General features: G+C 53.5%; 17 protein-coding genes. 6 read left to right on the top strand and 11 right to left on the bottom strand.

Annotated elements, in window-relative coordinates; all coding sequences use genetic code 11:
- Positions 1-254: 254 nt before the first annotated feature.
- Positions 255-1,256: a VanZ family protein gene (locus NYE24_RS12130; protein ID WP_342478753.1), complete on the top strand. Its 1,002-nt coding sequence runs from the start codon at positions 255-257 to the stop codon at positions 1,254-1,256.
- A gap of 341 nt (positions 1,257-1,597) precedes the next feature.
- The gene (locus tag NYE24_RS12135; RefSeq protein ID WP_051493133.1) at positions 1,598-2,389 is read left to right on the top strand and encodes a hypothetical protein; all 792 of its coding nucleotides are present in this window, start codon (positions 1,598-1,600) and stop codon (positions 2,387-2,389) included.
- Positions 2,390-2,623: 234 nt separating this feature from the next.
- On the opposite strand, the gene NYE24_RS12140 is transcribed toward NYE24_RS12135, so the two are convergent.
- Positions 2,624-3,043 (bottom strand): Rrf2 family transcriptional regulator, encoded by a 420-nt coding sequence (locus NYE24_RS12140; protein ID WP_036690517.1) that lies wholly within the window; start codon positions 3,041-3,043, stop codon positions 2,624-2,626.
- Positions 3,044-3,363: 320 nt separating this feature from the next.
- Between NYE24_RS12140 and mnmA the strand changes: the two genes are divergently transcribed.
- On the top strand, positions 3,364-4,485 hold the full coding sequence (gene mnmA / locus NYE24_RS12145) for a tRNA 2-thiouridine(34) synthase MnmA (RefSeq protein ID WP_342478754.1): 1,122 nt from the start codon (positions 3,364-3,366) through the stop codon (positions 4,483-4,485).
- A gap of 212 nt (positions 4,486-4,697) precedes the next feature.
- Here mnmA and NYE24_RS12150 read toward each other — a convergent pair whose 3' ends face one another.
- From NYE24_RS12150 to NYE24_RS12165, 4 genes are all read right to left on the bottom strand, one after another.
- The gene (locus NYE24_RS12150) at positions 4,698-7,610 is read right to left on the bottom strand and encodes a glycoside hydrolase family 48 protein (RefSeq protein WP_342479232.1); all 2,913 of its coding nucleotides are present in this window, start codon (positions 7,608-7,610) and stop codon (positions 4,698-4,700) included.
- 30 nt (positions 7,611-7,640) lie between these two features.
- On the bottom strand, positions 7,641-10,376 hold the full coding sequence (locus NYE24_RS12155; RefSeq protein ID WP_036690521.1) for a glycoside hydrolase family 9 protein: 2,736 nt from the start codon (positions 10,374-10,376) through the stop codon (positions 7,641-7,643).
- A gap of 784 nt (positions 10,377-11,160) precedes the next feature.
- Complete coding sequence (locus NYE24_RS12160; RefSeq protein ID WP_036690523.1) at positions 11,161-12,465, bottom strand: replication-associated recombination protein A; 1,305 nt, start codon at positions 12,463-12,465, stop codon at positions 11,161-11,163.
- A gap of 217 nt (positions 12,466-12,682) precedes the next feature.
- A complete protein-coding gene (locus NYE24_RS12165) occupies positions 12,683-12,973 on the bottom strand; it encodes a CD3324 family protein (RefSeq protein ID WP_036690524.1) in 291 nt (96 codons plus the stop codon).
- Positions 12,974-13,586: 613 nt separating this feature from the next.
- On the opposite strand from NYE24_RS12165, the gene NYE24_RS12170 reads away from it, so the two are divergent.
- Positions 13,587-15,602 carry a methyl-accepting chemotaxis protein gene (locus NYE24_RS12170; RefSeq protein ID WP_342478755.1) on the top strand — a complete coding sequence of 672 codons (2,016 nt, stop codon included), beginning with the start codon at positions 13,587-13,589 and terminating at the stop codon, positions 15,600-15,602.
- A gap of 199 nt (positions 15,603-15,801) precedes the next feature.
- Here NYE24_RS12170 and NYE24_RS12175 read toward each other — a convergent pair whose 3' ends face one another.
- The 5 genes from NYE24_RS12175 to hisS all read right to left on the bottom strand — a co-directional run bounded on the left by NYE24_RS12175 (position 15,802) and on the right by hisS (position 23,638).
- Entirely contained in the window at positions 15,802-18,015 is a 2,214-nt protein-coding gene (locus NYE24_RS12175; protein ID WP_342478756.1) for a UvrD-helicase domain-containing protein, read from the bottom strand.
- A 205-nt stretch (positions 18,016-18,220) separates the two neighbouring features.
- Positions 18,221-19,522: an NCS2 family permease gene (locus tag NYE24_RS12180; RefSeq protein ID WP_036690528.1), complete on the bottom strand. Its 1,302-nt coding sequence runs from the start codon at positions 19,520-19,522 to the stop codon at positions 18,221-18,223.
- 192 nt (positions 19,523-19,714) lie between these two features.
- On the bottom strand, positions 19,715-20,473 hold the full coding sequence (locus NYE24_RS12185; protein ID WP_036690529.1) for a tRNA threonylcarbamoyladenosine dehydratase: 759 nt from the start codon (positions 20,471-20,473) through the stop codon (positions 19,715-19,717).
- A gap of 76 nt (positions 20,474-20,549) precedes the next feature.
- Positions 20,550-22,328 (bottom strand): aspartate--tRNA ligase, encoded by a 1,779-nt coding sequence (gene aspS / locus NYE24_RS12190; protein ID WP_036690530.1) that lies wholly within the window; start codon positions 22,326-22,328, stop codon positions 20,550-20,552.
- A gap of 50 nt (positions 22,329-22,378) precedes the next feature.
- Complete coding sequence (gene hisS / locus NYE24_RS12195; protein WP_036690531.1) at positions 22,379-23,638, bottom strand: histidine--tRNA ligase; 1,260 nt, start codon at positions 23,636-23,638, stop codon at positions 22,379-22,381.
- 674 nt (positions 23,639-24,312) lie between these two features.
- Between hisS and NYE24_RS12200 the strand changes: the two genes are divergently transcribed.
- Positions 24,313-24,630, top strand: coding sequence for a transposase (locus NYE24_RS12200; RefSeq protein WP_342477004.1), 318 nt, complete (start codon positions 24,313-24,315; stop codon positions 24,628-24,630).
- Positions 24,631-24,641: 11 nt separating this feature from the next.
- Complete coding sequence (locus tag NYE24_RS12205) at positions 24,642-25,502, top strand: IS3 family transposase (RefSeq protein ID WP_342479201.1); 861 nt, start codon at positions 24,642-24,644, stop codon at positions 25,500-25,502.
- Positions 25,503-25,956: 454 nt separating this feature from the next.
- Here NYE24_RS12205 and NYE24_RS12210 read toward each other — a convergent pair whose 3' ends face one another.
- The gene (locus NYE24_RS12210; RefSeq protein WP_036690532.1) at positions 25,957-26,418 is read right to left on the bottom strand and encodes a hypothetical protein; all 462 of its coding nucleotides are present in this window, start codon (positions 26,416-26,418) and stop codon (positions 25,957-25,959) included.
- Between the last annotated feature and the right edge of the window lie 57 nt (positions 26,419-26,475).

A 26,475-nucleotide genomic window follows, 5' to 3' on the forward strand; every position in this document is an offset into this window, starting at 1 on the left:
AAAAGGTCACGGGCCGGTAATGCTGGCAGTATTGAGCAGAATATTGGTGCTGTTATTAGCTGCCCCCAAAGAATAAGCATGATAACCGCCTGGAACATTTAAATCCAAATACGAGATCGTAACCGGCTGTATTGCGAGTATAGCAAATCCGCTTGCTCCTACATTAAAAATTGGCTGGTTATCCCGGTATAAAGTACTTCCTATATTATCCCTGCAAGGGAGACTAAACTAAGGATAAAGAGAGGTCAAACATCATGTTCCAAGGCAAAACGAGGACCGCCGTCTGGATCGGTTTAGGTCTCTACACGATCCTTACTTTATTTTTCTTGTTTGCCGGCTTCAACCGCTCAACAGCTCTGCCGGAGACAGGCCTCAGGTATCAACTGACCTTTGACGGAATTCCGCTGCATTTTCCAGGTGGTGGTTATTTGAATCTATGGGTCTTCGATCTGGGTAACTATCTGGCCTTCGTACCGTTCGGCCTCGTCATCCCGCTGCTGATCCGTTGCCGTTTCCTGCCGTTCTTCTTAGTCTTCTTAGCAGCCATTACGGGAGTTGAGCTGATTCAGATGGTAACGCATTTGGGTTCGTTCGATATCAACGATATCGTCATTAATACGCTCGGCGCGACTGTCGGCTACGGTGCCCAGCGGCTGATCCGCCGCGACCGGACAACCCCAAGAGGTGTGCTCAAGCTCCTGTCATCAGTCGCTATCTTGACGTTAATCGTCTACTCCGCCGTGAGCGGTATCAACTATTATCTGGATCATGGCCGCGGGGAGATCCGAGCGCTGGACCAGCTCCCTATTGAGCAGGGAGAAATACGGTGGGAAGAAACGCTTAGCAGCTTCACTGTAGCGCAGGAGCAGATTGAACCGGCGGTTAATCTTTATAGCCCTGATCATCCGGGACTCCACGAGTTCTCCCTGCGCCTGGATGGACAGTATAAGGAGTTAGCCGGGAATTTTGGCGTCCCTAACGATGCTATACCTGCTAAGGGCAGCGGCACCAGCAGCGTCATGATCAGCGCCGACGGAGAAGAGCTTTACTCCCTGGATGTGAATATCGCACCAGGCGAGAATCAGCCGCTGTCTTTTCAGGTTTCAGTTGAAGGCAAACAGGAGCTGACCCTTACAGTCAAAACCGATGCTGCCGACCCTCGAACCCATGCGGTATTGTGGGACCTTACGCTCGTTGAGGCCAATATCGGCCAAAAGCTGGCAGCACGGCTTCACCGGCTGCTGGGCGGGGGATAAAATAAATAGACCCGCTAGCCAAATAGTTCCTGCGTCCCTGAAAGCAAGCTCAATCAGTTACTGATAGACATTGCGGGGAGAACATAATGCCATAGTAAATATTCCCCAATTCTGATAAAGTAGATTTTGATATATGTATCAGAATTAGGGGGAAAGAAATTGAAAAAGCAACTTTTTTTTGCATCATCGTAACGACAGTAATTCTTTCAGGATGCAGTAACTCAAAAAATAATAGTTCAGAGGACACAGGAGCATCTCCGACCGCTACAGAGTCCGCAACATCGTCCATCCCTTCCGCTTCACCAACCAACTCACCCGAGCCGCAAAAAGAGCTTTCTGATTTGGAAAACCTGGCACTTGAATATGTGAATACTTTCTTAAATGGATCAGATATTGAAGCGAAAAAGAAATTTGTTTCTGATAAAATCCACCCAGATGTTAAAGCGATTTTCCAAATGGCACAATCAACTGAAACCCCAGAAGATAACAAGCTTAAGAATGCAACGGTCATTGAGTCGGAAGATTATACCGATTCCACAGGCGGAAAAGATAAGCTTATTTTAATTCAAGGTGAGAAACCATCAAACCCTAAAAGTGAACTAGTCATTCTCATTAAAGATGATAAAATTGGCTGGGGCTACTCCTCATCCGACAAGGAAAAAGCAGCATTTAATGAGATCAGAAAGCTCTTCAAAGAGCCCGTGCCTGATACTTCTGACTCAGGCAATGTTTCTTCTGCCACAGGTGAACAATCTCCTAAAAGTATGCTGACCGACATCAGAAACTTTGTCGTTTCTGACATTTGGAATGTTGGCTTTGTTGATATAAGCTCATATATTAGTAGTGGAACAAGTAGTACAGGTGAAAATATGGATATAGATTTTACAATCGAACAATTAGGGAAAGCAATGAATAAAAAGGCAGAATACGATGCCTACATAAGAGGCCTGGATACAAAATATGATTCGATAAAGAAAATATGGATAAAACTCTCAGGGGAAATTGATCGGATGTACAAACAAATTCAGGATACCCCACCGAAAGCAAACGATACAAATTCTAAACTTGATACAGGAATTTTCAAACAATACTTGAGCGCGTTTACTGATGAAGTGGATGACCTGACTAAATAATGCTTAGGTAAACTATATATAATAATTCAGCCCTGCCGACTAGAATGGTCAGCAGGGCTGTTCAGAATTCCAAACAAAAAAAGTCCTCCCCAAATTTCTTGAGAAGGACGAGCTGAAGCCTTTATGCAAATGAGCTGGTTTATTCTAACAACCAATATGTGGGCTCTATATGCGGGTACTTTGCGGGTAACACTTTCAACAATCCCTTTGAAATCAACAGGTTTCAGTCCCCTGTCAAATATAAAACATATAATTATCCGCCTGGCTCTCTTCCTTGAAGTTAATCAGGTCGGAGAGGGTGGTGGAGTCCAGGACGTCCGCGATGCTGTCGCGGATGCGCAGCCAGAGGTCGCGCTTGGCCGGGTCGTCTTCTTCGGTGAAGTCTACCGGGGAGATTGGGCCTTCCAGGACGCGGATGATGTCTCCGGCGGTAATGGTGCTGGTCTCGCGGGCCAGTATATAACCGCCGTAGGCTCCGCGGATGCTCTTCACCAGGCCTGCATTGCGCAGCGGGGCGATGAGCTGCTCCAGGTAATGCTCAGACAGTCCGTTTTTCTCGGCGATGCTCTTAAGTGATGTAGGCCCTTCGCCGAATTTCAGGGCAAGCTCCATCATAATGGTTAATCCGTAACGTCCTTTGGTTGATATTTTCAAAGGGGCACCTCTTTCATATAGTTACTGGTTCTGTGGTGGCTATTCAGCGTGACTGGACATGCGATATGTCATATCAACGTATTCCGATGTCTGCTCTCAGCTTATGTTATCATATCTATAGACACATTTGGAACAGCAAACGGTAATAATTCGCGATTTTGTTCGCCACTGGTGGACAAATTGTCAATTCCGGACGGTTTTTCGCTATATTTTATAGCCTATGTGTCCTCGTTTGGGGTAGACAGGTATGTTATAATACACAATGAGCCGGGTGTTCAGTGAGAACGCCGGTATTTTGTGTACAGAAAATGGTGATCACGATGACAAAAGCTAATCAGGATATCCGGGTCGTCGTCGGGATGTCAGGCGGTGTGGATTCCTCTGTTACAGCGCTGCTGCTGAAGCAGCAGGGATATGACGTCATCGGCATCTTCATGAAGAATTGGGATGATACCGACGAGTTCGGCGTATGTACGGCCGAGACCGACGCCGAGGATGTGCGCCGCGTCTGCGAGCAGATCGATATTCCTTACTATACCGTTAATTTCGAGAAGGAATACTTTGATAAAGTCTTCTCCTATTTCCTTGAAGAATATAAGGCTGGCCGGACCCCGAATCCGGATGTGATGTGCAACCGCGAGATCAAGTTCGGCGAATTCCTGAACAAGGCGCTGCAGCTTGGCGCAGATTATGTCGCTACGGGGCATTACGCCCGGGTCGTGGAAGAAGACGGACTATTCAAGCTGCTGCGCGGCGTGGACAACAACAAGGACCAGACGTACTTCCTCAATGCGCTGAACCAGTACCAGCTCTCGAAGGCCATGTTCCCGATCGGACATCTGCCGAAGCCGGAGGTACGCAGGATTGCCGAGGAAGCCGGACTCTATACCGCGAAGAAAAAAGACAGCACCGGCGTCTGCTTCATCGGCGAACGCAATTTCCGCGAATTCCTCAGCCAATACCTGCCTGCACAGTCAGGCAATATGGTCGATATCGCTACGGGCGAAGTGAAGGGCCGGCATGACGGCCTCATGTACTACACGCTGGGCCAGCGCCAGGGGCTGGGTATCGGCGGCTCGGGGACAGGCGAGCCCTGGTTCGTGGCCGAGAAGGATCTGGCAAGCAACACCCTGTATGTGGTGCAAGGCGAGAAGCATATCAGCCTGTATTCGACCAGTCTTATAGCCTCAGGGGTGAACTGGATCGATCCGGATACCCTTGGCGATGAGCCGCTGAAATGTACGGCCAAGTTCCGCTACCGCCAGCCGGATCAGGGAGTTACGCTGACGAAGCAGGCCGATGGAACCGTCCATGTGGCCTTTGATGTTCAGCAAAAGGCCATTACGCCCGGACAAGCCGTGGTCTTCTATCTGGGCGAGACCTGCCTTGGCGGCGGAACGATTGAGACGGCCGACAAGGTTGTGCCGCTGGCACAGGTCTGACTGCGTTCTCAGCCAGAGCTCCCCTAAAGACAACATCCTAACGGGTGAACAGTGCTGGTGCTGAATCCAATGTATTCGGTTTTTCGCATAGATGCTTCTTAGTACATCCAAAAAAGAACCTTCAAAACCACAGATCGTGGAGTTGAAGGTTCTTTTTCATTGATTGGTCAGGATATAGAGTCACGCCTGGGCTGACTCACAGGGCTTCAGCCTTATTGCGGCTGAGCGCCCCAGACCAGTACACCGTTCAGATACAGAGGCACCCGGTTCCAGTCGGTGAAAGATGTTTTGGTTGCATCATAGGAGTAATCGTCAGCCTCATTGTAATTGCTCCAGTCGGTCTTGTTAATGCGCAATTGAATCTCGCCGGTATTCGCACCTGCTGCCAGACTGCCGGCGCCGGCGCTGAAGGATATTTCCAGATAATGATCTGCGCCTGTCACTGCAGAATCAAGCTTCACGAAGCTGCCCAGCACATTGCTGCCGCCGAGGGCCGCATAATCGACATTGAACTGCTGTGCCCGCTCGCCGTCAATCGTGTAGTAATACCGGACCTTAACTTTGCTGAGGTCTACCGCTGTGGTCCCGTTATTGACAATCCGCAACTGCGGACGGAACTGCGGATCTGTGGCGTTCGTATCCGTTGTACGGTATTGAACGACCAAATTCCCTACGGCAGGCGTAGCGGTTGGCGCGACTGTCGGTGTAGCGGTTGGCACTGTTGTCGGTGTAGCCGTTGGCGCTACTGTCGGTGTGGCTGTTGGCACTGTTGTCGGTGTAGCCGTCGGTGCGACTGTCGGTGTGGCTGTTGGCACTGTTGTCGGTGTAGCGGTTGGTGTTGCTGTTGGAGTAGCCGTTGGCGTGGTTGTAGGGGTAGCTGTCGGCATAGGGCCGCTGCCGTTATTAATCAGCCGGTCATACTCGGCATAGGCCGTGGCCATATCCACCTGTGACCAGAAGCGGTGATAGGTGAACTCAGGTGCGCCATTGTCCCAGGTCTTAGTGGTTTTATTGTAGGAAGTATTGTATTTTCCTTCGAGATAACTCCACTTGGGATCATTTTTGATTTTCGGGAGAATATCGGTGTAGCTCGCATACACTCCATTGCCGCCCTTAGCCGGGTCAGATGGAACTGTCGCGTTCCCCGGAATGGTATTGCCCTGGCCGAAGGTACCGCTCCAGCCTGCCGGGAAATAGACCTCTTTGGTGAAGAACCGGAAATAATCGGCTCGCTTCTCCAGAGTGGTAATTCCAAGGCCGTCATTGTAGCCCCAGGCGGTATCCAGCATGGACTTAGCCAGCTGTGAAGCTGTTCCGCCAAGCGCAGTGTAGTTGCCGTGCTCTGCTTTGTTCCCTGCGGCGAAGAAGGTGAGCGCTTTGATATAGCTGCCCAGTACGCCGGTATCCTGCCCCGGGTCCTTGGTCACTGCCTTCAGGCTGCTGTTGCCGTTAAAAGAGCTGAAGCCGTTCCAGGTATCCGGCTGGCCGTGCCATTCCACATTGCCCGGAATCCAGAATTCGCCGGGTGCAGACACGGTAGCCACCTGCGGGTTGGCTCCGCCCAGAATCCGGTTGCCCTGCTGATCCAGATAATAGCCGGCGGCATCCGATACGGGACGGCTGCCAACAAAAGCATAATCTGAAGACCAGTCAATCCAGTTCTCGATGACCCGTTTGGCCATTTTGAAATTATCCGAGGTGGTATCCCCGCTGGAAGCCAGGATGTAATACAGCTCTGCTACGCGCTCCATACTCCAGGACTGCATCCCGAACCAGTTGTTGGATGGCGGGTCCTGATAGACAGGTGCCTCGTCGTAGAGCATGCCGTAGAATGTGCTGGCCCCGGCAGGATAAGCGCTGTAAGAACCGCCGTAGCTATTAGTGGCACCGCCTGCAATCGCTCCTTCAGAGGATTGCAGCCAGTTGTAGAATTCCAATTGGCGGGTCAGCGATTTGCTCCAATCCGTTCCGGCTGTGGCAGAGGACGGAACCAGCCCTGCGGTTGCAGTGGACAGCGCATAGGCTGCAACCACATTCTGGTACCCTTGGTGCGCATGGCTCGCGCCGATTCTCCAGGCCCAGTCTCCGCCGCTGCCCAGACCGCCGCCCCAGGAGGTATACCAGGCCATCAGGTACTGGTTGGAATCCTTGCCGGTTCCCGGCTGAGGCGAACCATTAGCCGCACTGCCGACCTTCTGGAAGTACTTATCGTACATGCCGTAACGGAGGAAATCGCCCATTTTCTTGGCTTTGTTCAGATAGACCGTATTGGTATAGCCAAGATCCTTGGCCCAGTACATGGCCTGCACAGCGCGTGCATCGGCGTCCGTAGCGTTCGTGTAACGCCACTGCGCGGAAGGCGCACTATTTTCCTTGGTGAACAGGCTCATGAAGCCTTCATTCGGCTTGCCGAAGGTCTTGTTATCCTGTGAAGGATGGGAGACCGCCTCCCACACCGATTCCTGCACGCCGCGCTGGAAGGTGTTCACATAGCTGGCGGTATGCTTAGGATTCAACAAGTTGCCGAAGCCATACCAGTTGTCCACATCCACCAGCCAGTGCATCAGATAGGTCTGGTTATTGCCGTAGGTGGCCTTCAGCTCTGCATCGAGCGGGTCCTTACCCGGAGTGTACTTGCCGTTCAGTGCGCTTGGATACTGATCCGGCTGAGGAAGCTCCGAGGCGTAAGTGGCCGGGCTGTTCGGGTTATAGCTGCTCATGGTCGGCTGCTCCTGCACACCATCGCCTTCATTAATCGGAATGATATATTTCTCCATATTGTCCCAGGCTGATTCGAGCTTGCTCCAGTCCCCGGTGTTATGGCCATACAGCACTTCAAGCCACATCCAGTAGCTATAGGCCTCGGAGGTAGTCATATGCCCATAGTTAGGCGCCTCGCTGAGCAGGGTCTCTACCGCATGATACGGGATGCCTTCAGCCGAGAAATACCCGCTGGCCGGGTCCTTCAGCTGGTCATACAGTTGCAGGAATCTGGTCTTCTCCACCGATGCCGCCTTGGCGGTTCCCGGACTGAAGCTTAAGATTCCGCTGGTGAGGGAAAGGGTCAGAACGGCAGACATGACTATAGAGGCCGGTTTCTTGAATGAACTTAGCTTCATCTTCATCATTTCGGCATACTTCCTCTCTGGTATGGTTTAGGGTTCGAGGCCCCAGACAAGTGTTCCTGCACGGTACAAGGTGACTTTATTCCAATCTGCGAAGGTCTGCTGGGTACCTCCATAGGAATAGTCATTGCTCTCATTGTAGGCCGTCCAATCGGACTTGTTGAAGCGCACTTGAATCTCCCCGCTGTCTGCCCCTGGCGCCAGGCTTCCTGCTCCTGCCGCAAAAGAAATCTCCAGATAAGAGTCGGCCAGGGTAACAGGTGCACTAAGCTTCCCGAAGCTTCCGTTCAGGTTCCCGCTGCCGACAGCTGCATAGTCACAGTGGAATTCCTGCGGCTTGTCCCCGTCAACAGTGTAATAGTAACGCAGCTTCAGACCGCTGAGCGGAATGGCCTCGGTTCCTGTATTGATAATCCGGAACTGGCTGCGGATCTGTGAATCCCCGGGACTGGTATCATTGGTGCGGTACTGCACACGCAGAGCGCCGGCAGGCACTGTAATCTCGTGCGGCTTGGCGGTCACCTGTACAGACGCTGTACTCTCCCCTACGCTGTTCGAAGCGGTTACCACATAATAATAGTCCACTCCGTTCGTTAGTCCGCTGTCGCTGTAGACTACTGAAGTAGCTGTACCCACTGTAGTGTACGGTCCGCCGCTCACCAAAGAGCGCTTGACGGTATACGACGTTGCACCGCTGACTGCATTCCAGCTCAAGGCTACGCTGGCATTGCCGGGCTCAGCCTGGAGGCCGGACGGACGTCCAGGAACCTGCGGTTCACCTGGCGTTCCGCCGCCGGAAGGCAGCTCCCCGTACACTTTGACACCTGCATCGTATACTGGGATATAAGGGTTCTTCGTTGCCGCTGAAGCATTCGCGGCCACTCCCTTGAAGGAGAAGTCATTGCTGTTATCCCAGAAGGTGGTGTTCAGCGGTCCGGCAATGCGGAACTGAACCTCCTTGCGGTAAGCAGACTGTCCTCCCGGATAGATCGGGGTGCCGGAGAAATCTACTTTGGTGTAGTAGATATGGTTCGCTTCATCGTAAGGCAGCAGCTGTGAGACGGTGGCTCCCTGGTTATAGCCTCCGGCCTTAACCGTGATATCGCCGGGACCATATCCCGCAGCAACAGCCTCGCTGATGTCCAGATAGTAGTTGAAGGACAGCTGGCTGCTGGAGCGGGCAGGCCATGCGGAACGGTTATTGAGGACCGCGCGGATCTCCACAAAATTGCTGCCGCTGGCATTCACAGAAGTCTCCGTGAACATCTCATCCTCACGCGTTTCGGCCGGCGGGAAGTTCGCCAGCGGACTCTGCCCTTGGCCGTGAAGCATCATCATCCGGGCCAGAGAGCCGGTAAAGGCCGAATTGTAATCGGTTGCAACTTCATTCGAGACATAATCGCTAATCGCATCGGTGTAAGCATCGGTCTTGGAGGGGCCGCCAACAAGTGCGCCGTAGAGCACATGCCGGTGGTCCGCCGGAGTGGTCTGGCTATCGCTCCAGGAGCCGTGTGAGGTGCGGTGATGAGGATGCTCAGGTGCATTCGCGCCGAAGCCGATGACATAACTGCTATTACGCGGATTGTCGCCCAGCATATAGTTAATCTGGCGCTCTGCGAAGGCCTGGGCGGTATTCTTTTTCACCGGATCAGTAACCCAGTCTGCATAGACAAAAGCAAGGAAAGCATGGTTGGCTGCATACCGCAGCGCCCCCCATTGATCCAAATGGGCCAGCCCGCCTGGAGTATACGTTACCCGGTCAGAGGTGCCGTTCACCCCGGTCGTCCAGAACTGCATATTGCGTTCCGTGGACTGAATGAACTTAGGGTCCTCGGTGATGCGGGACAGCAGGAGCTGTGCCCCGTAATGCTTGTCATCCCAGGATTGGGTCCATTGGTAACCCCAGTCACCGGCCTGGTTGGTGCCCCACAGATCACTGGCGGCAATCGCCTTGTCCAGATAGGTCTGCTCACCTGTCGCCAGGTATAGCCAGACACCGCCCCAGCTTAATTCATCGGCATAGCTGCTCCACGAATTGTAATACTGCTTGGCGTCAGTGATGGTATCGGAGTAAGCCCCCCGGTACGTATCGGCAAAATTGTATAATTGCTTGGCATGCAGCAGGAGCTTGTCCGCATAAGCGGGATCTGAATCCCTGAAAATAATGGAAGCTGAGGCAAGGGCGGCGGCAGTCTCACCAGCCAGATCCGAGCCGGGATGTGCAGCATCAATCTTGTAGGCCGGGCGCGCCATAGGCATGACCTCCGCCGGTCCCCACCAGTTATGGTCCGCCGTGCCGTTACCTACCTGTCCCCACAGCTCATTCGGCGCAGTATGCGCTTTCACAAAATAGTCTGTGGCCCAGCGGATATTGTCCAGAATCTCATCAAGCTGCCCGGACTGCACGTAACCATCCTTGTATTCATAGACTGACCATGCCAGCATGGTAGCAGTATACGCCATCGGAAAGCCGAATTTGACATGATCCCCTGCGTCATACCAGCCTCCCGTCAGATCATGGCCGACATCGGCACCATCCTGCAGCCCCGAGTCGCCTCTCCATTCCACGCGGTTGTCCGCCGGCAGCTCACCTGAGCGCTGGGCCTCGTAGAAATAGATCGATTTCTGCAGTGCCTCTGCATAATTGACTCCGGCGGTGGCGGCTTCGGTGACAGACGGGCGAACAGCCGTCCCTGATACAATGGTGCAGGCTAACATCAGGCTTAGTGAAGCGATACAGCCGGTCTTCCGTTTACTTTGACTCATCCTTACTCATCTCCCTTCGATTTCTTGCTTTTTCAGTCCGTCCAGACTCAGGCACGCACAAATACCTCCCCAGTGTCCATTATTAGACATAGTATTTAGGTACGTTCCATTTACCACCTCCATATTACAAATTAAGGTAAAATACCCCTACCTACACATATACCACATACAGTAAATTAATTCTATATATTTACATTACATTTTTCTAAGTATACCGGTTTTTTTGTCAATAAATTTCCATTTCTATCATATTTACCGTTCCAGCGTCAGCTATTGGTGGTAGAATGCACAGGTTGACGCCGCCTAACGGATTCTCCATTCGACTACATATAGGGCCACCAGGAGTGAGGGGCATTAGTGCTCCTCATTCGCTCGTTTAGCTCCAGTTCGGAGAATTCAGGGCACTAGTGCTCCTCATTGCTCAGCTAGCCACCTTCGGCTGGACCAGAGGGATTTATCCCTTTCATTTACTCATACAGCCCACTTTCAGCTGATTCAGAGGGATTTATCCCTTTCATTTGCTCATACAGCCCACTTCCAGCCGATTCAGAGGGATTTATCCCTTTCATTTTTGACCTCCACCTTCCAGCCGACATTCGGCAAGGTAAATCATCCAGCGAAGCCTGAATATTCAGCAAACGCAGCCCAAACGAGCGAACCCGCCATTTACTAAGGAGCCTACAACGTCAAAAGAGCAGCCTCCTCCGGTTAGGGAGAATGGCTGCTCTCGGTTTGTAAAATGTACAGTTGGCTGGAACAGACGGAGCGGGCTTTCCTCGAAGCCCTATTGCCCGCGCCGCAGCTGCTGGTTATGGCGGATCTTGGCCTCGTTGCCCTGCTCAGTGGCCTGATAGAAGACCTTATTGGAAATTGCCTTCGGCAGATAATCCTGCTTCACATAGTGGCCAGGAAAATTATGCGGGTACTGGTAGCCCTCATGGCCCAGCTGGGACGCGCCTTTATAGTGCGTATCCCGCAAATGCAGCGGCACCTCAGCCGATTTCAGATCCTCCAGACTGTTCATGACGTTCGCGATAGCGGTCACTACCCCGTCAGATTTGGGACTCTCTACAGCGAACAGAATCGCCTGCGCGATATTCAGCTTGGCCTCCGGCCAGCCGTTATTGCGGTAGGCATCCAGCGCACTAACCGCCTGCACCATCGCCTGCGGGTTCGCCAGGCCGATATCCTCACTGCTGGCCGCGATCAGGCGGCGGATGAAGGTCATCGGGTCCATGCCGAGCTTCTCCACCGCGTAGAGGAACCAGAACAGGGCGGCGTCACTGGAGCCGCGGATGCTTTTGTGAAAAGCGGACAGCACATCGTACTGCGTCGATTCGTCCGCTTTGACAATCGGGCGGCGGATCGACTCCTCCGCCACTGCAAGCGTAATATGCACGCTGCCGTCACGCTCCGGCGCCGTAGTCATCGCCGCCAGCTCCAGAGCATTCAAAGCGCGGCGGATATCGCCATTCGCCATGGCGGCGATATGCAGCAGCGCGTCTTCGTCAGCCTTCAGATCCATGAAGCCGAGCCCCCGCTGATCGTCAGCAAGCGCCCGCTTCATCGCGATCAGGCTGTGCTCGCTGGTCAGGGACTCCAGTTGAAACAGCGTCGAGCGGCTCATCAAGGCCCCGTTCACATAATGGAACGGATTCTCTGTTGTCGCACCAATGAAGGTAATCGTCCCCTTCTCCACGGCCGGCAGCAGCGCATCCTGGCGGGAGCTGTTGAAGCGGTGTACCTCGTCCAGGAACAGAATCGTCTTCGAGCCGTACAGCGCCTTATTGCTCTGTGCGCGTTCAATGACCTCCCGCACATCCTTCACCGAAGCCTCCACCGCATTCAGCCGCACGAATTCACCTTGGGTGTGATGCGATATGATATGGGCCAGAGTGGTTTTGCCGCAGCCTGGAGGCCCGTACAGCAGGATAGAAGAGACCTGGTCCGCTTCAATCGCTCTGCGCAGCAGCTTGCCCTTGCCTACAATATGCTCCTGTCCGATATATTCATCCAGATTACCGGGCCGCATCCGGTCTGCAAGCAGCCGTCCGCTCCCGTTGTCTTCACCCTGCGAGAATAAATCCATCCCTACACTTCCTTGCTATCATCTAAGATTTCGATAGAATACATACACTTCTCCTATCATACCATACCTGTCCCGAACGCAAGTGGAAACGGCTTTGCCGTTGTTACAAGGACGGTACCGTTTCAGCGAGAAATAGACTTAAAAAGAGCATGACCCCGCCGCCACCGGCGCGAGCCATGCTCTTTGTTCTATAATTAGAACTCATATGCGTTCCAGACTAGCGGTTCATCGCCAGCCGCGTTTGCCGCATTTTTGAAATGATCTTGCGGATGCTTTCTTCGGATAAGTGATATCTCTTCTGCAGCTCGTTCACCGAGCAGCCGCTGCTGTGACTACAGAAGATCTCTTCGTTGCGGGCAGCAATCTCTTGCCGGGAGCCGCTGTTCTCGCCCCATCTTACCCGTTCTTCCGCTTTCTTCGGGATGTATAACAGCTCACCCTGTATGTAACCCTGCAGCTCTTCGAGCAGCCCCGGGGGGAGCACATCCTTTCCATTGACGTAACTCACGTTCAATTTCCTCCTTCAACAGGTGTGTTCCGTTCAGTCCGATCACGGTGCTGTTCTGAATAATCATTCCACCTGCCTCCTTTCTTCTCCTCAAATTTGGTAAATCACCTAAATTCATTATATTAAACCCTACGGTTATCGTCTACATTCATTATGAATCAGCAGCAATCTGTCAGTGGTTGGTCAGTGTCATTCTATATATTGTAGGAACCGGAATTACATATCTGCTCGTGTTCGCTCGTTATACATAAGGAGGCCTCGCGGCCTCCCCCTAAACAGGTCTCCGTCTTAGACGGAAACCACCTCGTATTCTGAAAACATATCTTCAGCCTCCTTCCAGAAGTAATCTTGCCCGGCCGGACACTTATTATTAAGCCACAGGCCGCCCGGGGTTACAAGTTCAAGAATAGTTATAATCGTTCTCCACCTGAAAAGCTGGCGCGCGTACTACCTGGAATGAGGAACAGATTGAGAAGAATTTGAGTTAATTTTTTGACGAAATACTAATTATTTGGTCGATCGCTGTCGAAATATATATTAAAATATCTAGTTACTTCGAGATATGGAAATAAATTTTAACCGCCATCCATTCAGAAATTCAGGAGGAACTTCCATGCCAACACCGAAAAAAAACCGAAAGCGCCTATTCCGTATCACGAAGCTCAGAACTGAACTGATGCTGCTTATCATTACAGCTATTGTGCTGCCCTCACTGGCTCTGATAGCCATATCCACACAAACCTCAGAATCGGCCCTGCGCTCCAAAATGGAAGACACCACACGCTCCAGCATCCACCTCCTGGATAAAACACTGTCGCAGCTGATCCTGCTGGAGAGTGCCGCAGTGAATGAGGTGGCGTACGAGATGAGCAGCGCCGGGCTGACGAACAATTCTCCACAGCTGCGCAAGCTGATCGACAACTTCAAGCTGGAGCATCCTGAGGTAGAGATCGTGGCGATAGGCAACGAGGACGGGAAATACATGTTCGCGCCGGATTCCAAGCTGGACAATTATGATCCCCGGATACGCGACTGGTACATAGATGCACTTAAGACCCCAGAGACAACATCGGTGATCAATCCCATTTTCTCCAAAGTAACGAATAGCTATATTCTGCCGATCTCCAAGGCATTTCCGGACGGTAAGGGTGCTGTTACAATCAGCATCAGCATGAAGGAGCTTATGGAGCTGGCGAAGAATGTCAGTCTGGGCGATAGCGGATATGTCTTCATCCTGGATGGAAATAACAAGGTGATCTACCACCCTGCCATGGAGGTTGCTTCGGAAGCCACAGACGCAATGACAGCAGGAACCAAGCAAGGTCCGGCGGGCAAAATCTCCTATAAGGATACTGCAGCCGATACGCGAATGGACGGATACTACATTACCAATGAGCTGACCGGCTTCACCCTGGCCGGAGTGCTTCCAGAGAGTGAATACACGAAGGCGGTCTACCCGATTCTGTACAAGGCTGCTATCGTTCTCGTGGTTGCGCTGCTGCTTGCTGCAGTGATTACCTTCCTGATTATCCGCCGCATTACCGGGCCCGTAGAACGCCTGAACCGTTCGGCCAAGCGGGTAAGCGAAGGATATCTGGATGAATTCGTCCAGACCAGCCGCAGGGATGAGATCGGTCAGCTTGCCGGCAATTATAATGAAATGGTCTCTTCACTGCGCACCATGGTGCAGGAGGTTGCCGAGACCTCCGGCCAGCTCGCCGCTGCCAGTGAACAGCTCACAGCCAGCACGGCTGAGAACAGCAAGGCGGTCGAGTATGTGACGGAGCTGGTGGAGGAATCCACCCGGGGCGTGGAGACCCAGGCCTATGCTTCCGCCGAAGTCGCTACAACGATGGAGGAGATGTCCACTGGCATTCAGAAAATCGCTTCCGCTTCAGAGGCAATTGTGAGTGCCGCTATACTTACGGAAACGGATGTCTCTACCGGCAGCTCCAGAATGCAGCAGGTCGGCGAACAGATGAGAACTATACGAGAATCGGTGCAGCAGTCCGGCATCCTGATCGCTGAGCTTAACGGCTTAAGCGCCAGAGTCGCTGAGACCAGCACGGCGATCTCCGCCATTGCCAAGCAGACCAATCTCCTGTCGCTGAATGCCGGCATCGAGGCGGCCCGGGCCGGAGAACACGGGCGGGGCTTCGCCGTCGTGGCCGGTGAAGTGCGCAAGCTATCGGAGGCCACGAATAGCAGCGCCGGACAGATTCAGGAGACCATCTCCGAGATGGTAAGCCTGATCGCCAGCGCGTATGATGTGATGAAGCATAAGGTGGCAGAGGATGTGGAGCAGGGCATGGCGCTTACCCTGGAAGCGAGCGAGGCCTTCCAGCAGATCGAACAGTCCACCCGGCAGGTCGGCGAGCAGATCCATGAGGTCTCGGCTATTACGGAGCAAATGTCGGCCAGCAGCTCCGAAGTAGCCGCCTCCGTCCAGGAGATGGCCACAATTGCCCGGGCCGCGCTCGATTCCTTCCAGAGCGTAACCGCAGCTACCGAGGAGCAGCTTGCTTCGATGGAGGAGATCACTTCCTCCTCTGCGGCACTCTCCGGTATGGCTGCGGATATGCAGGGACAGGTGGAACGGTTCCAGTTCGATGCGAAGAATAAGGCATAAATAAGACTTAGCTGTACGGTTCGACAGACAGCGTTAACCAGGAGTAGCCAATACCCTTTCATCGATTGTATTCGATTTTTCGCATACATTTAACTTATCCATAACAGACAAACAAGGGGTGTCCCCCAATGCCATTAATCTGGCATTGGGGGACACCCCTCTTTCTCCGTGCTATTATCCCTCTTGCAGACTGAATATCTTAATTACTCTCATCAAGCGCCGGCCAGCCGGAGACGGTCTCCTCTGCGTTCAATTGAACGTAAGGCGGTAATTCGCCGCCCCTCAGCAGCCACAGCTCATGCAGGGCACGCGTACAGCCCACATACATCAGCTTCGCATCCCAGGCCGCCGCTCCATAATGGTCACTGTCGGCGTCCGCCAGAATGACGGCATCGAACTCCAGCCCCTTGGACAAGTAGACGGGCAGGATCGACAAGCCGCCCCGGTATTCCGTGATGCTGCCGTCAATCAGATGAAGATCCTCGAATTGACCAGCGAGCTCAGCGTACAGCTCAGAGGCTTCCCGCAGGCTGCGGGTCAATACCGCCACCGTGCGGTATTCACGCCCGGAGAGCTGCGCCAGGGCGCTCTTGACCGCGCTGAGCCGCTGGTCTGCCGGTGCAGCCGCAGCCGTTCCCGGCAGCACATCCTCCTCATAGGAGATCAGCCGCACAGGATTCCCGCTGCGGAAAACCGGAACGGCCAGCAGCTCACTGCCCACGCCCGCAGACAGAATGCCGTTAGCGAACTCAATAATTTCCATCGTTGAGCGGTAGCTTCGGGTAAGTGCATGGTATGCCGTGTGTTGTTCAGCGAACAGCGTCTGCATCTCTCTCCACGCATGCACTCCCTTGTAGGCGTGGATGCCCTGCGACAGGTCACCCAGAATCGTGAAGGAATGTCCCTTCACATACAGATCCAACACAGCAATCTGGAACGGGGAGAAATCCTGCGCTTCATCGATCACGATATGGTCAAAGCGCTCCGTACCCTCGTTCCCGTTCAGAAGATAATGGATATACAACAGCGGAGGAAGATCCTCTTCGCGCAGAATCCCCTTTTTCAGCTCCTTGACGGTCTCCTTCAGCACGGCAGGCGGAATCTCTTCCGGCGCTCCCGCCGGCCAGTCCTCCGGTGCTTTCGCCGCCCGGAAGATCTGCTTGTAGATGGCGAGCGGCTCGTATTTCGGCCATTTGGCGCTGTAAGCCTTCTCACGTGCCGTGCCCTTCTTCTTGCGTTCCTTCAGCGCAGCCACTGAAGGGCTCTTCTTCAGCTCCATCTCAATCCAGCGGTGAAGCCTTGCCATCACCCGCTCCTTGCGCTTCGCCGGAGGATACGGTGCGTATTCCTCATTGTGCCAGCGCAGAATCACCTGGCGGCTCAGCACTGCCCCGTCCCAAGGGCTGAAATCCCCCTCCGGCACAGCGCTGGTCTCCAGCAGCTTGACGCTGGATTCAATGACGCCCATCAGCACCGTTGAGCCCTTGAAGCGCCCGGGGGTCTCCTCCGTGATGACCGGCATTGCTCCCGCCGTCTCGAACCAGCGGCTCATGACCTCCGAAGCATCCTGCTCCGGCAAGTCCACGCCCAGCACCTCGGCCGCCCAGTCCGGGAACGTGCTCTGGGCAATATTGCCGACGCCCAGCTCCGGCAGCACATCTGAAATATAGTCCAGGAACATGCGGTTCGGGGCGAAAATAATCATTTTCTCCGCCGAGACCTGCTCCTTGTATTGATACAATAAGAACGCCAGCCGGTGCAGCGCAACGGTGGTCTTGCCGCTTCCCGCGACCCCCTGGATGATCAGCGCCGTGTTCTTGGCCGCCCGGATAATCTTGTCCTGCTCCTCCTGGATCGTGGAGACGATGTCCCGCAGCCGGTTATCCTTGTTCTCCCCCAGCCGGTAGACCAGGAATTCATCCGATACCGCCGGCGCGTCGCTGTCACGGTTATACGTATCCGCCACCCGCTCCAGGATCTGCTTGCGGATCACTACGTTGCGCTTGAGATAGACCAGCCCTTCAATCAGCCCCTCCGGCGCTTCATATGAGGCGGCTTCCGTTCCTCCGGTAAAAGAATAAAACAGGCTTGCCACCGGTGCCCGCCAATCAATGACAAGCGGACGGTCGCTTACCTGCTCGCGGTCTACGCCGATTTTGCCGATATAGAGTGCCTTGCGTTCCTCTTCATCATTGCCCTGAAAATCAAGCCGTCCGAAATAAGGCTCCTGCCTAAGCTTGGCAAGATCTTTGCGCCTCTGCTCCCTTGAATCCTCCAGCACTTGCTCCGTATAATCGTGTCCTGTGTATACCGGAGTTCCGCGCAATCGTTCAAGGGTAGAGTCAATCTCTGTCAGCGCGTGGTTCAGCCTGTCTTCTTCCTCTTGATAGGCACTTTGAAAGTTGTCTTCCAATTTCAGTTACCTCCTAAAAGTTTTGCGGGCATTCACTTCCTGAATCACTACGAGCATAACTCGCTTCGGAAGCATGCACCTTAAGTGATGTGAGCAGTCCATCTTATCACAACAAGATAGGGAAAGCCATATATTTCTAGCCGCTGCCGGGGCTGCGGATAAGCGGAAATGGGGAAGCAGTGCTCCCCCCCTTCCACCTTTGCCGTTAGCCCATCAGCGCATGCAGCACGAAGTTCGCAATGAACAGTCCGGCAATGCCGTACAAGGCAGGAGGAACCTCCTTGCCCTTGCCGGTAGCCAGCTTCACCAGCGGATAGGTGATGAAGCCGAACGCCATGCCGTCCACGATGCTGTAGGTGAAGGGAATCATCACCATGACCAGGAACGCAGGGAACAGCTCCGTCATGTCGCCGAGATCCATCTCGCGCACACTCTGCACCATCAGCCCGCCGATTACGATCAGAATCGGCGCAATCGCGCTGTCCGGCACATAAGCCAGCAGCGGGATGAACAGGAAGGTCGCTCCGAACAGCAGGCCGGTGACGAGTGAAGTTAAGCCGGAGCGGCCCCCTGCCGCAATCCCGGCGGTGGATTCGGCAGCGGCGACCACCGGGCTGCTGCCGAACAGACCTGCCGCGATGTTGGCGAGCGAGAGCGCCCGCAGACTGCTTTTGAAGCGTTCCGGACGTCCTGCCATCAGCGTCTGGGAAGAGATCAGGCCGATATTCTCAAACACCACAATCAGCAGCAGCAGGAAAACGGCAATCCAGAAGACAAGGCTGACGAATCCGCTCCAGTCCATACTGGCGAACACGCTGCCGTAACCGCTGAACACATGTCCCGGCTCGGTATTCTTCGGCGCATGGGCGGCTCCCAGCAGATAGGCAAGCCCTGTGCCCGCGAGCATACTGATCAGCAGCCCGCCGCGCGTGCCGCGGATGAACAGCACCAGCGCCAGCAGCAGCGTCACCACCGAGGTAATGACCGCAGGATCGCTGAAATGCCCGATGGCGACGAAGGTGGTGGCGTGGGCAATGACAATCCCGCTTTTTTGCAGGCCGATGAAGGTCAGGAACAGCCCGATGCCGACGGTGATCGCATGCTGCAGATTATGGGGAATCGCATCGCTGAGAATGCGGTAGAGCGAGGTGAAGGCCACAATGGCAAACAGCACCCCGGTCACCACCACCACCGCCAGCGCCTCGCGCCAGTCCAGCTTCATGGAATGCACGAGCGTATAGGTAAAAAAGGCATTGATCCCCATGCCCGGGACGACGATAATCGGCGTTTTGCCGCCAAAAGCCATCAGCAGGCAGCCTGTCACCGCTGTCAGCAGCGTGGCGACCATCCCGGCCCGCAGCGGCATGCCTGCATCTGCCAGGATCGCTGCGTTAACCATCACAATATATACCGAAGCGAAATACGACAGAATGCCGGCCGCCCATTCCTGCTTCCAGTTATCGCCCGGCTCCATTCCCACGCTATTCCGCCAAATATTCGATTTCATGTAACAACCTCCACTTAAGTTCATCTCATAGGATGTCAAGTATCTCCCAACAAAACATACCGTAAAATAACCCCACAAAGTGCGGCTTTAGCTCCGAAGCCTATTCAGGTACTTTGCGGGGGCCCCAATACATACCGTAATAAAAGGGCATATAGCCGAAAACCAGCTACACACCCTTTTAACTGATAGAATTCATTCAAATGTAATGCCGCCCGTTTCGAGCAAATCCCGTACCGTTACACTGACCATAATCAGGCCGACTACAGGGGGTACAAAAGAAGTACTGGCCGGAGGCTGCTTCGCCTTGCGCCGGTCCGGCGCATTCGCAGGCACAATCTGCTCCGTCACATCCGCGCGTGGCTTCATAGGCTTCTCGGTGGAGAAGACTACCTTCACGCCCTTCTTGATGCCTTCCTTGCGCAGTCTGGTACGGATTACCCGGGCAATCGGGTCCATGGTGGTCTTGGAGATGTCGGCGACCTGGAAGCGGGTCGGGTCCATCTTGTTGGCCGCGCCCATGCTGGAGATCAGCGGGATCTTCCGGGCCAGACATTCCTTGATCAGGTGAATCTTATAGATAATCGTATCCGAAGCGTCAATCACATAGTCCAGCTTGTATTTGAACAGCTCCTCATACGTCTCTTCGGTGTAGAACATATTCAGCGCAATTGCTTCGCATTCCGGGTTGATCAGCTTGATACGGTCCACCATCAGATCGGTTTTGTTCTGGCCGATGGTCGTGGTCAGCGCATGAAGCTGGCGGTTGATGTTGGTAATATCCACCGAATCCTTGTCAATCAGGATAATCCGGCCGATTCCGGTCCGGGCCAGCGCTTCCGCCGCCATGGCGCCGACTCCGCCGATCCCCAGCACAGCCACTGTGCTGTTCTTCATAATCTCCAGGCCCTCCGGCCCGATCGCCAGCTCCGTACGCGAGAACTGATTCAGCATGATGTCAGCCTCCTTGGGCAAGGCTTCCGGGACGTCACTCTGCTCTCCTGGTGCGCCCCGTCAGTCCATAGTTGATTTATTTCTTTTCTTTCTCCGGTTTCGGTGCCAGCTTGATGTGCAGCTGCTCCAGTTGTCCCGCATCCACCGGGGATGGGGCATCCATCAGCAGGTCCGTTGCACTTGCCGTCTTAGGGAAGGCAATGGTCTCACGCAGATTCGTGCGGCCTGCCAGCAGCATAATCAGACGGTCGAAGCCAAACGCGATGCCGCCATGCGGAGGCGTGCCGTATTCAAAGGCATCCATCAGATAGCCGAATTTCTCATAAGCCAGCTCCTGCGAGAAGCCTAGTGCATTGAACATTTTCTCCTGAACGTCACGCTTGTAGATACGCTGGGAACCGCCGCCTACCTCGTAGCCGTTAAGTACGATATCATAGGCCTGCGCACGGATCGCGCCAGGATCGGTATCGAAGAGATGCAAGTCTTCATCCATCGGGCGTGTGAACGGATGATGCTCAGCCACATAACGCTTCTGGTCCTCATCGTAGCCGAGCAGCGGGAATTCTGTTACCCAAGCGAATTTGAACACACTGTCATCGATCAGGCCAAGCTGACGGCCGATCTTCAGACGCAGGGCGCCAAGTACATCCGCTACCACCTTCTTGGTATCAGCGGAGAAGAGCAGCAAGTCGCCATCCTCGGCACCTGTGCGCTCCTTCACGGCAGCGATTTCTTCCTCGGAGAAGAACTTCACAATCGGTCCCTTGAACTCGCCGTCTTTGACCTGAATCCAGGCCAGACCCTTGGCGCCGTAACGGGCAGCGTAGGGTCCAAGATCGTCAATCTCCTTGCGGGTCCATGTGCCGCAGCCCTTGGCGTTCAGACATTTCACTTCTCCGCCCTTCTCAATTACGGAAGCGAATACCTTCACACCGCTCTCAGCAACGATATCGTTCATCTCTACCAGCTCCAGGCCAAACCGCAGGTCCGGCTTGTCAGAGCCATATTTGCCAATCGCTTCGGCATACGTCAACCGCTGGAATGGTGCGGATACCTCAACCCCGATCGTCTCCTTCAGCAGACGCTGCATGAGCTTCTCCATCATCGACAGCAGCTCATCCTGCGGCATGAATGAGGTCTCAATATCGAACTGCGTGAATTCCGGCTGGCGGTCAGCGCGCAGGTCCTCATCGCGGAAGCAGCGGGCCATCTGGTAATAGCGCTCGATGCCACCTACCATCAGCAGCTGCTTGTAGATCTGCGGCGACTGCGGAAGCGCGAAGAATTCCCCTTCATGCACACGGCTTGGCACGAGATAGTCACGTGCGCCTTCCGGAGAGCTTTTGGTCAGGATCGGTGTTTCTACATCGATGAAGCCTTCGCTGTCCAGGAAATCGCGGAAGATCTTCGCCGCTTTGGAACGGAGCAGCAGCGTCTTATGCATCTCCGGACGGCGCAGATCCAGGTAACGGTATTTCATACGCAGGGATTCGTCTACTTCCACTCCGTCTTCGATGAAGAATGGAGGTGTCTTAGCTGCATTCAACACTTCGATGTCTGTAATCTGCACTTCAATCTCACCGGTCGGCAAGTTGCGGTTAATAGTCTCCTCATCGCGCTTAACCACAGTACCTGTCACGGACAGCACGTATTCACTGCGGACCTTATCGGCAATCTGCAGCGCTTCTCCGGAATAGTCAGGGTTGAATACAATCTGTACAATCCCTGTGCGGTCGCGCAGGTCAATGAACAACACGCCTCCAAGGTCACGGCGGGTCTGCACCCAACCGTTCAATGTTACTGTCTCACCGATGCTCGCTGTCGTTAATTGTCCACAGTTATGGCTTCTGGTCATCTTTTATCCTACCCCTTCATGATTAAAATTACATATGCTTGCCTTTTGGCCTAATTCTGAATCAGCGCCTCTGCCAGCTCGTCCAGCTTCACCGTCCGTTGCTCGCCGGTCTCCATCGACTTCAGTGCGATGACGCCGCTATTCAGCTCGTCCTCACCGAGAATCGCCGTATACCGGGCCGACATGCGGTCCGCCGACTTCATCTGCGCCTTCATCTTGCGTCCCAGGTAATCGCGCTCCGCAGAGAATCCAAGGCTGCGCAGACGGAACAACTGCTTCGTGATCTCCAGATCTGCTGCTTCGCCAAGTGCAACGAAGTACACATCCAGCGGCTTCGCCGCTTCCAGCTCGACACCCTGATTCTCCAGGATCAGCAGAATCCGCTCCAGGCCAATACCGAACCCGATACCCGGCTGATCCGGTCCGCCGATCTCCTCAACCAGACCGTTGTACCGGCCGCCGCCGCCCACCGTATCGATGGAGCCAATGCCTGCCGCTTTATACTCAAACGCCGTATGCGTGTAATAATCAAGGCCGCGCACCAGGCGGGGGTTGATGCTGTACTCCACACCCATCACATCCAGGTGCCCCTTCACCTTCGCAAAATGCTCTGTACACTCTTCATCCAGACTGTCCAGAATGGAAGGCGCTCCGCCGAACTTGTCCTGATCGACCTTGCAGTCCAGCACACGCAGCGGGTTGCGCTCCATCCGTCGCTGGCAGTCGCTGCACAGGCTCTCTCTCATAGGTCTCAGGAAATCCAGCAGCTTCTCGCGGTAAGCCGCACGGCTCGGCGCGTTGCCGACCGAATTCAGCTCTACCCGCACATCCTTCAGCCCCAGATCAATGTAGAACTGGTACCCGAGCGAGATGACTTCAGCATCAATCGCCGGGTCCACCGCGCCGAAGGCTTCGATGCCGAACTGATGGAACTGGCGGTATCTGCCGGCCTGCGGACGTTCATAACGGAACATCGGTCCGATGTAATACAGCTTGCTGACATCCGGCTCCCCGTATAGCTTGTTCTGAACATACGCGCGTACCACGCCTGCTGTCCCTTCGGGACGAAGCGCCAGATCGCGGTCGCCCTTGTCCTTGAAGGTATACATCTCACCTTCTACAATATCCGTTGTTTCACCGACTCCGCGCTCGAACAGCCCGGTGTGCTCGAACAGCGGGGTACGAATCTCCCGGTAATTGAAGCGGCGGCACAGCTCTCTTGCCTTGGCCTCCACTACCTGCCATTTCTCTACTGCACCCGGAAGTACATCCTGCGTACCTGTAGGTTTCTCGAATCTTTCTTTAGCCACAGTCTATCCCTCCTGAAAATAACCCCTAAAAACAGCAAAAAATCCCTCATCCCTGTTCAATTACAACAGGGACGAGGGATTATCATAACCAATAATTCACCCGTGGTACCACCCACATTCCGGGCTCAATGCAACTTGCTCTGCATAAGCTCCGCTCTAAGCGGTTAACGCCCGCCTACGCGCAATCGGCTACTGACTGTAGGCAATCCTGCTGCCTGCGTTCGCCGTGCGTTCTCGGGGAGGTCATTCATCCGTTCATCAACAGAATCCTTACAGCCGTGCGGATCAGCGCGCGGTCCTCCTTACCTGGACGACAGCCATGATCTGCGGGATTCCTCTCTGGGGTTGTGGGTTACGGATTACTTGGTCCCGTCATCAAAACAATATAAACTTACCTATACTGTTAGATTCTACTGAACCACTGCGCTAAAGTCAAGGATTGAATAAAATAAGCTGCCACCAGCTTTCCTTCCGCTAAGTGGACTGAGATTCCGCTATTGGGGCAAAAACTCATAATTCCCGGCTTAAACGGACTCAGATTCCGTTATGCGCCTACATAGGCCTTGTTATCTGCTCAAATCAACTTAATAACGGAATGTCTGCAATTAGAATAAAAAGTGGACGCCACGTTAAGAGACACTGGATAATAGGCTTAACGAAGGAAGGTGTCCAATGTGGGGGAACGACGGCAACGATACAATGAAGAATTTAAGAAGCAGACGGTGAAATATGTGCAGGAGCAGACCAAGAGTATAGGGGATATCTGTGAGGAGCTGAATATCCCCAAGAGTACAATTCACCAATGGATCTCTCAGTACCGCCAATTCGAGCAGGAGGCCATTCACCATCCGGAGAAAATGCGTCAGATTGAACAGACGCTTAAGGATGCCGAAGCGGAGAATCACCGCAAAGAACGTGAAATCGAGGACCTGAAAGAAGAACTGGCCATTCTAAAAAAGGCGCTGCACATCTTCAGCAAAGAAAAGAACTAAGGTTCCAGTTTATCGAAGATCACCGCTCGGATTTTCGATTGGAGAAGATGTGCAAGGTCCTAAAGGTATCCCGAAGCGGGTACTACAAATGGCGTGCGGCAGAGCAGCCGGTACGCCTCGAGCGAAAAGAGAAGCTGATTCAGCGTATTCGGTGGTATCACCAGGATTCAGGGGGCACCTACGGCAGCCCAAGGATTCATCGGGAACTCCAAAAGGAGGGCTGGAAGGTCTCCGAGCGTACCGTCGGCCTGTTCATGCGCGAGCAAGGGATACGTTCGTGTATGGCCCGTAAATATCGGGTCACGACCACGGATTCGAATCACAATCTGCCGATCGCGCCCAATGAACTGAAGCAAGACTTTTCGGCCACAAGGCCAAATGAAAAATGGGTGGCCGATATTACGTACATTCCATGTCGCCAAGGCAAACTCTATTTGGCGAGTATTCTGGACCTGTATACGAAACAGATTGTGGGGTGGAAGCTCAGTGACCGGATGACCACAGATCTGGTTCTAGACGCCCTCAAGCAGGCCTACAAGGCGAAAAAGCCTGGGAAGGACCTGATACACCACTCCGACCGAGGATCTCAGTATGCCTCCAAGGATTACCGGAAACAGCTCCAAACCTATCGTATGAAAGCGAGTATGAGCCGCAGGGGCAACTGCTACGATAATGCTTGTATAGAAGCGTTCCACAGCATTCTGAAGCGCGAGTTGATTTACAGTCATCCAAAGTTTAAAACCATGGAAGAGGCATACCAAAAGCTATACTGGTATTTGGAGTTGTTTTACAACCGTAAGCGTTCCAACAGTACTCTGGGATACATGTCGCCAGTGCGTTTTGAGCAACTTTACTACCAGACAGTCGTTTAATTGGGCGTCCACTTTATTGACAGAAGAGCAGTCAGTCCGCGTCTGCCTCAAATTAGCGGTTTTTGGACAAATAGGCGCTTCTCAGTCCGCTTCATTCTGCTGGCACTCACACTTGCTCCAACCCTTAAAACAAAAAAGTGACCTGCAGCCGATTGCTGCAGGTCCATCATCATATATTATAAAAAAGGGGGTCATGCTTCTATTATAAACACACTATATTAAGGAATCATGAATGTAGTGTTACAGTTGCATTACAGAAAAGAAAGCGTTTCACCAAACCGTCTAAATCCCCGCTGTCATGCTAATCCATAGGTTACACCATCCCACTGCTCCTGTCTACATCTATCCCGCCGTCCTCCCTTTTATGCTGCATATAAAACAGCTCCAGCCTCTCTATAACGGAGGGCTGGAGCTGAAATAGAAACGATATAGATTGAACTTGAACATAATCTTCTTAATCAAAAATCTCCACATAGGCCTGCTTGCCGCGCAGAACCTCTACAACCTCATTGTAATGATTCTCGGCTACCTTGAGATCCATGACATAATGCAGGTGCTCCAGGTCACTGCTTGTCAGCTCATCGCCTCTGTGAACTTCGCCCTCACTGCGTACTTCATCAGCGCGAACTTCATCCGTACGTTTCAGATCATCATCGGTCACAACTGCCGGGACAATGGCCGCACCGGACCCCATACCCGTTGCACCTCCGGCAGCGTACACGCCCCCGGCACCTGTTGAAGCAGTATTGGTAGACCCCAGCGGGATAAGAATGTTACGCCGGTTATTTACTCCATTATCCAAAGGGTCGGTTAAAGCCGATACCTCAATCCCCTCTACACCATAAGGAATCAAAGAAGTCTTAGCACCTTCCGCTGCATCTTCTGTACTGAAATAGGCCTGGATTCTTCTAGTCATTGTAAATCCCTCCCATAAAGTTGTATTATGCCAAACGGGTTATGCATGTATTTCATG

The organism is Paenibacillus sp. FSL H7-0350 (assembly GCF_038593195.1).
In the GTDB taxonomy this organism is placed as follows: Bacteria; Bacillota; Bacilli; order Paenibacillales; family Paenibacillaceae; genus Paenibacillus_AQ.